The 6,966-nt window shown below is 33.3% G+C and carries 5 protein-coding genes and 1 pseudogene; 2 read left to right on the top strand and 4 right to left on the bottom strand.

The window, feature by feature from the left end; translation table 11 throughout:
- The 4 genes and pseudogenes from QVO42_RS02880 to gmk all read right to left on the bottom strand — a co-directional run.
- Positions 1-443, bottom strand: a pseudogene (locus QVO42_RS02880) (dual-specificity RNA methyltransferase RlmN); the annotation flags it as partial.
- Positions 440-1,729: a 16S rRNA (cytosine(967)-C(5))-methyltransferase RsmB gene (gene rsmB, locus QVO42_RS02875; protein WP_288163670.1), complete on the bottom strand. Its 1,290-nt coding sequence runs from the start codon at positions 1,727-1,729 to the stop codon at positions 440-442. The gene rsmB and the pseudogene QVO42_RS02880, both read right to left, overlap by 4 nt.
- A complete protein-coding gene (priA, locus tag QVO42_RS02870) occupies positions 1,686-3,872 on the bottom strand; it encodes a replication restart helicase PriA (protein ID WP_022424680.1) in 2,187 nt (728 codons plus the stop codon). Before priA ends, rsmB begins: the two co-directional genes overlap by 44 nt.
- Before the next feature lie 37 nt (positions 3,873-3,909).
- The gene (gmk, locus tag QVO42_RS02865; RefSeq protein ID WP_022424679.1) at positions 3,910-4,473 is read right to left on the bottom strand and encodes a guanylate kinase; all 564 of its coding nucleotides are present in this window, start codon (positions 4,471-4,473) and stop codon (positions 3,910-3,912) included.
- Between the two features lie 91 nt (positions 4,474-4,564).
- On the opposite strand from gmk, the gene QVO42_RS02860 reads away from it, so the two are divergent.
- Both QVO42_RS02860 and pgeF read left to right on the top strand, forming a co-directional pair.
- The gene (locus QVO42_RS02860) at positions 4,565-6,202 is read left to right on the top strand and encodes an Rqc2 family fibronectin-binding protein (RefSeq protein WP_288163668.1); all 1,638 of its coding nucleotides are present in this window, start codon (positions 4,565-4,567) and stop codon (positions 6,200-6,202) included.
- Entirely contained in the window at positions 6,199-6,960 is a 762-nt protein-coding gene (pgeF, locus tag QVO42_RS02855; protein WP_022424677.1) for a peptidoglycan editing factor PgeF, read from the top strand. Before QVO42_RS02860 ends, pgeF begins: the two co-directional genes overlap by 4 nt.
- Positions 6,961-6,966: the final 6 nt, after the last annotated feature.

Here is a 6,966-nt window from a genome sequence, read left to right as displayed (position 1 = left end):
CTTTCCTTTAAATCATTCATAACAGTCAAGACCTGTTTCACAATTTCACCACTTGTTAAGTTACGCTGTTTCTTTAATAATCCAGATGCACAAAATGAACAGCCCATATTACAGCCTAACTGGCTTGTAACACATAATGAACGACCATAAGTCTGAATCATTAATACTGTTTCAATGAGTCCTCCATCTTCTAATTCTAGAAGATATTTTGTGGTCCCATCACGAGCAACCTGTTTTTCTTTAATAGTTAAAAGTGCATCACTGAAATGATTAGAAAGTGTTTCTTGAAGTTCTTTAGAAAGATTTGTCATCTGATGAAAATCATAGACATTCTTTACATAAATCCATTCATAAATCTGCTTTGCACGGAATGGTTTTTGTCCAAGTGCTTTTAGTTCTTCTTTTAATTGTTCGAGTGTTAAGTCATAAATTGATTTCATCATACATCCTTTTCTAACAGACACATATAAAAACCATCACTATGATATTCATATGGAAGTATAGTACGTTCTTCTACCACATGCATATCGGGATGCTTCTTTATGAATTTTTCAATCTGTTTTTCGTTTTCTTTTTTATTTATAGTGCACGTACTATACACTATATTACCACCTTTTATACATAAAGAATATGCATTTTCTAGTAATTTTGCTTGAATAGGAATGATTTCATCCATTGCATTAGAGTCATGGTACTTAATTTCAGGCTTTCTAGAGAGTACTCCAAGACCAGAACAAGGTCCATCTAGAAGTATTTTTGTATACTGTTTATTAAATATTGAGAGATCTGTACTGTCTCCTGTATGCACATGAATATTCGTTAATCCAAGTCTTTTCGCATTGTCTTTAATAAGCTTTGCTTTATGAGGATAAAGGTCATAGACATCCAGGGTGCCTTTATTATTCATCAAAGTGCCAAGGTGAGTTGTTTTAGATCCAGGGGCACCACACATATCTAAGACAAGATCATCTTCATTTGGATTAAGTAAACGAGCAACCATCTGTGATGATTCATCCTGAATCGTCACTAAGCCTTCTTTAAAAGCTTCAGTATGGGCGATATTACCTTCTTTTAATAAGACACTATCTGGTGATAAATAACCAGGAGTGAATTCTGGATATTTCTTTAAGAATTCTTCACGTGATATCTTATAAGTATTCACACGACCACTTTTTAAAGGTACTTCATTATCTGCATGAAGAATCTTTTCTGTTGTTTCAATGCCATATTGGGCATTCAACATTTTAACCATCCATAAAGGATGACTTGTAGAAATAGATAGACGTTCATCATGATCTAAATCATCTAAAGATCTTGTTTGATTAAAACAGCTATGGAGAATCGCATTAATCATGCCTCCTGCTCTTTTATTTCTTCTTTCCTTAATAATATCTACTGCTTCATTGACAATTGCATAATCTGGTGTATCTAGATAAAAATGCTGATAGAGACTCATTAATAGAAACATTCTTTCTACGACCTTTAAACGTGTATGAATATGAGGTTCTAATTGATATTCTAAATACAAACGATTCTGAATAGTTCCATAGACCAATGTTGTAATAAGACCTCTTTCTGATGGTGAGAAGTCTTTTGTAAGAGTATGGTTTAAAGTAATATTTAAATAGCTTTCATTCTTTTCATAATCAATAAGTATATCTAATGCTGTATCTCTTTCTTTCATATTAATATGTGGAATACGGGTTAAAGTCGCATGCCACAATAACACCTCCTTTTCTTGTACGGTTATAATAGTCATCAATGATACTTAATTGTTCATAGATAGGCTTAGATTCTATATATTTAATCAGAATTCTTTCACGATAGATATCCTGCATCTTAAAGGTAGACTGTGGTCCAATGATACGAACTTTTTCTAGATGATCTTTTAAGTATTGACTGATATCTAAGGCAATAGAATGAACATTCTTAGGTGAGCGTGATTGTACTATAACAGAGACTAAATGACAATATGGTGGATATTTGGCTTTCTTTCTAAATGCTATCTCTTCTTTAAAGAAAGCATCATAATCCTGCTTGACTGCTGCTTTAATTGCATAATGTTCTGGATTGAATGTCTGGATCATAACTGTTCCCTGTTTTTCTCCTCGACCGCTTCTTCCTGCCACCTGACAAAGTAACTGGAATGTACGTTCAGAGGCTCTAAAGTCAGGTACCATTAAAGATAAATCAGCCATGAGTACACCTACAAATGTGACATTGGAGAAATCAAGTCCTTTCGCAATCATCTGTGTACCTAGCATAATATCTGCTTTATGTTCTTCAAAATCTTTTAAGAGTTTTAAATGAGTATTCTTATTACGTGTTGTATCAAAATCAAAGCGAATGATATGTGCTTCAGGATACTGTTTTTCTAATTCTTCTTCTATTTTCTGTGTTCCATAACCAATCTTTTTAAGATGCGTACTTCCACAGTTAGGACAAGTACGAGGTGTAGGAATAAAATATTCACATAAATGACATTTGAGTCTATTTTCAGCTTTATGATAAGTAAGTGTGACATCACAATGAGGACAGCGTATTGGTTCATTACATGATTCACATTTAATAAAAGATGCATAACCTCTCTTATTTAAGAGAATCATTGCTTGTTCTTTTTTATCCAGCGTTTCTTGTAATCTCTGTTTCATTCTTCTAGACATAAGTGAATAGTTGCCTGAACGAGATTCATTACCCATATCTACAACCTCACAATAAGGGAGAGGTTTACCATTAATTCTTTGTTTCATCTCAAATAGGCTATATATTCCCTTTTTAGCACGGGCATATGTTTCTACTGAAGGTGTCGCACTACCTAAGATAATCTTTGCATGATTTTTTTCTGCACGCATCTTCGCAATAGATAGAGTATGATAGCGTGGTGTATTATCCTGCTTATAGCTCATATCATGTTCTTCATCCATAATAATAAGACCAAGATTTTCTACCGGCGCAAAGATTGCAGAACGAGCCCCTACTACAATACGGGCTTCTCCTTTTTTTATACGACGATATTCATCATACTTTTCACCTTGAGATAAACGTGAATGGATAATCGCAACTTCATCATGAAAACGTTCTTTAAAGACACGTTCCATCATTGGTGTAAGAGATATTTCAGGTACAAGCATCAATACTGTCTTATTTTCTTCTAACATCTTTTTAGTCAAGGCAATATAGACTTCTGTTTTACCTGAACCAGTCACACCATGAATGAGTGAAATCATTTGAGATGTTTCTAATACACCTTCTACAACACTTGTTTGAAGTGGGGTTAAAGTAATCTTATTATTAATCGTTAAGTTATTACCTGCATAAGGATCACGCTGTACTTCTTTATTATATACTTCAACAAGACCCTGCTTTTCTAGAGAAGTAATGACACTTCTAGAATAAGGAATATCCTTAAGAAACATTTCTCCCTTTTCTACTAATAGACGGAATGCTTCCTGCTGTTTAGTTGTTTTAGGTGTTCCGGTATTAATGACTCTCACACATGTCATTGTTTTAATACCAACCATCTTATGAGTAGATGGCTTTAAAGTGCCAGGAAGCATAGCTTGGAAACAGGCAATAAGTGGGCATATTGTCATCTTTGACATACGATGAGCAAGTGTAATAAGTTCATTATTTAATAAAGGTGCTTCATCGATCACTGAATAAATATAAGAATACTTAAAGCCATCTCTTTCTTCTAATTCTTTTTGGGTTAAATCAACTTCTTCTACAGATAATACATAACCAACAACCTGTCGATGATTAAAAGGCACTTGAACACGTATTCCTGTCAAAATAGGCTTCTTAGATAAATAAGAAAAGCCACGGTCTAATGCCTGAACAGGATGTTCTATAAGTACTTCTACTTTAAACATAAAATCACCTCCTAAAAAAGAAAAAGCAGCCAGATGGCTACTTCATGTTCTCTTCGATAATCTTGACAATATCATCTTTCGCACGCATAACATCATCGTTCACCACTACATGCTTATACTGATCTTTTGTCGCAATTTCTCTTCTTGCTTTATCAAGACGTTCTTTAATAACATCTTCAGCTTCTGTTCTACGTCCACGAATACGTTTTTCTAATTCTTCCATTGAAGGTGGTACTAAGAAGATTGTAAGAGCATCTGGTACTTTCTTCATAACCTGAAGTGCACCCTGTACTTCAATCTCTAATACAACATTCTTACCTTCATCTAGTAGCTGATCTACATAGGCTTTAGGTGTTCCATAATAATTACCTACAAACTGTGCGTATTCTAGTAATTCACCTTGCTCAATCTTTTTCTTGAATGTATCAACGTCTACAAAGAAATAATCGATCCCTTCTTTTTCGCCAGGTCTCTTATAACGTGTAGTCATTGAAATAGAATATGCAAGGTTTAATGATTCTTCTTTAAATAGTTGTTCTCTGACTGTTCCTTTGCCTACGCCGCTAGGTCCACTCAGGATAATTAGAAGGCCTCTTTTCACTTATCTACATCCCCTTTTTAAGTAATCCTACATGAATAAAACAGTGATGTCAAACACTTTTAAATGTGTTATACTAAGTCGGGTGATGAATATGGCATTTGATGGAATTGTATTGTCACGTGTTACAGAATTATTAAATGAAACAATTGTGACAGGACGTATTTCAAAATTATATCAGATATCGAAATACGAATTATTAATGACTGTTCGTGCACAGAATGAGAATAAGAAACTTCTTGTTTCTATTCATCCAATGTACGCACGTGTTCAGTTAACACAATTAAATTATCCTACACCTGATTTTCCTAACGCTCTCACAATGTTTTTAAGAAAACATATTGAAGGTTCGTTTATTGAGAGTATTGAACAGGTTGGACTTGATCGTATATTAAAGATTACTTTAAGAGGTAGAAATGAATTCAAGGATCTTGTAGAATATCATCTCTATATAGAAATCATGGGTAAGCATTCTAACTTTATTCTTACTAACAAAGAAGATAAGATACTAGAATGTTTAAAGAGAGTATCTCCTAGTGATAGTATACGTATTATGCAGCCGGGGATTACTTATAGCTACCCTCCTCTACTTGAGAAGAAGAATCCTTTTGAAAATAGACCTGAAACAACAAATCTTGTGAAAGAATTTGAAGGGTTTTCTAAGGATTTAGCTGAAGAAGTAACTTCAAGAATGGAACAGGGTGAAGATTTCAAAACTATTATGAATGAAATCAAAGAGAGTAAAGAACTCTATATTACTAGAGGTGATAAAGAAAAGTATCATGTGATTCCTTTACACTGTTTTGGAAAGAAGATAGATCAGTATTCACTTTTTGATGGATTAGATGCTTATTATCAATTTATTGATCAGAAGGATCGTATTAAACAGCAGACTTCTGATATTCTTCATTTTATTCAGAAAGAATATACAAAGAATGTCAATAAGCTAGATAAACTAGAAAAGACTTTATTTGATTCTCATAATAGTGATGAATATCGTATTAAGGGTGATTTATTGTATGCCTCTTTACATCTTATTCAAAAAGGGATGAAAGAAGTGACTGTAGATAACTATTATGATGGCGCAAAGATGACAATTGAATTAGATGAGCGTTTTGATGGCAAGACAAACGCGAATCATTATTATAATAAGTATCAGAAGGCAAAGAATTCTTTAAAGGTTCTAGAGGAACAGATTGAAAAGACTAAAGAAGAAATCAATTACTTTGATACTTTAAATACCTTGATGGATAATGCGGATTATTATGATGCTATGGAAATCAAGGAAGAACTTGAAAACATGGGTTATATTCGTAAGAAGAATGTCAAGAAGTTAAAGAAGAAAACACATCCTCATTATGATGTTTATCGTACACGTGATGGTATTATTTATGTAGGTAAGAATAACTTACAGAATGATTATCTAACATTTAAAATGGCTTCACGTAATGATATGTGGTTCCATGTGAAGGATATGCCTGGTTCCCATATTATTGTGCATGCAGAAAACTTGGATGAGTATACAATGAGACTCGCCGCAAATATTGCAGCATATTTTTCTAAGGGTAAATATAGTTCAAGTGTTCCAGTGAATTATTGTTTAGTAAAGAACTTAAAGAAGCCTCATACAAATAAGCCAGGTTTAGTTCTTTTAGGACATTATAAGACTATTTATATTGATCCTGATGATTCTTTCTATGATGAGTTAGAGAAAGTGGAGGATGCAAGATGAAATTAATACCTTGGAAGTTTAATAATGATATAGTAGAAGGCTATACTGTACCAGCTCATATTGATGGAAAACTATTTAACATGAGTTATAATGGAATAGATGACAAGCAGGTACTAGAAAACCGTAAAGAACTAGCTAAAATGCTTGGTACAGATCTTGATCATATGGTCGCACCTTTACAGCGTCATACAACACATTATTTAAGTGTGAATACAAAAGATGGTGGTAAGGGGATTTATAGTCAGAAGGATGCTTATTTAGGTTTTGATGCATTATATACTAGAGATACAGACTTGACTCTATTTACTTTCCATGCAGACTGCTGTCCTGTTCTATTATATTGTGAGAACCAACATTTAATTGCTGCTATTCATTCAGGATGGAAAGGAACAGTGACTGAGATTGTAGGTAAGGTGACACGTCACTTAATTGAAGATGAAGGCTGTGACCCTAGTACTATATATGCTTATGTAGGGTCTTCTATTGAATCAAGAAACTTTGAAGCCATGGATGATATTATTAATCGTGTAAAGAAGATGAGTTTTGATACATCATCTTTCTATACTAAAAAAGATGAGACACATTATCTTCTTAATTCAAAAGGTCTGATCAAGCAACAATTATTAAATTGTGGTGTATTAGAGGAACATATTGAAGTCAGTTCTTATTGTACAATGGAGAATGATGACTTATTCTTCAGTTATCGTAAGACACATACTAAAAATCGTAATATTTCTATTATCAGACTTAAAAAATAGCTGGAT

This window comes from Catenibacterium sp. CAG:290, from assembly GCF_000437715.1.
GTDB lineage: Bacteria > Bacillota_I > Bacilli_A > Erysipelotrichales > Coprobacillaceae > Catenibacterium > Catenibacterium mitsuoka_A.
Note: the sequence above shows the minus strand (reverse complement) of the source record. Positions and strands in the feature narration are given on the sequence as shown.

Coding starts and splice junctions, on each gene's coding strand:
- QVO42_RS02860 (WP_288163668.1), top strand. CDS start 4,565: ATGGCATTTGATGGAATTGTATTGTCACGTGTTACAGAATTATTAAAT.
- pgeF (WP_022424677.1), top strand. CDS start 6,199: ATGAAATTAATACCTTGGAAGTTTAATAATGATATAGTAGAAGGCTAT.
- priA (WP_022424680.1), bottom strand. CDS start 3,872: ATGTTTAAAGTAGAAGTACTTATAGAACATCCTGTTCAGGCATTAGAC.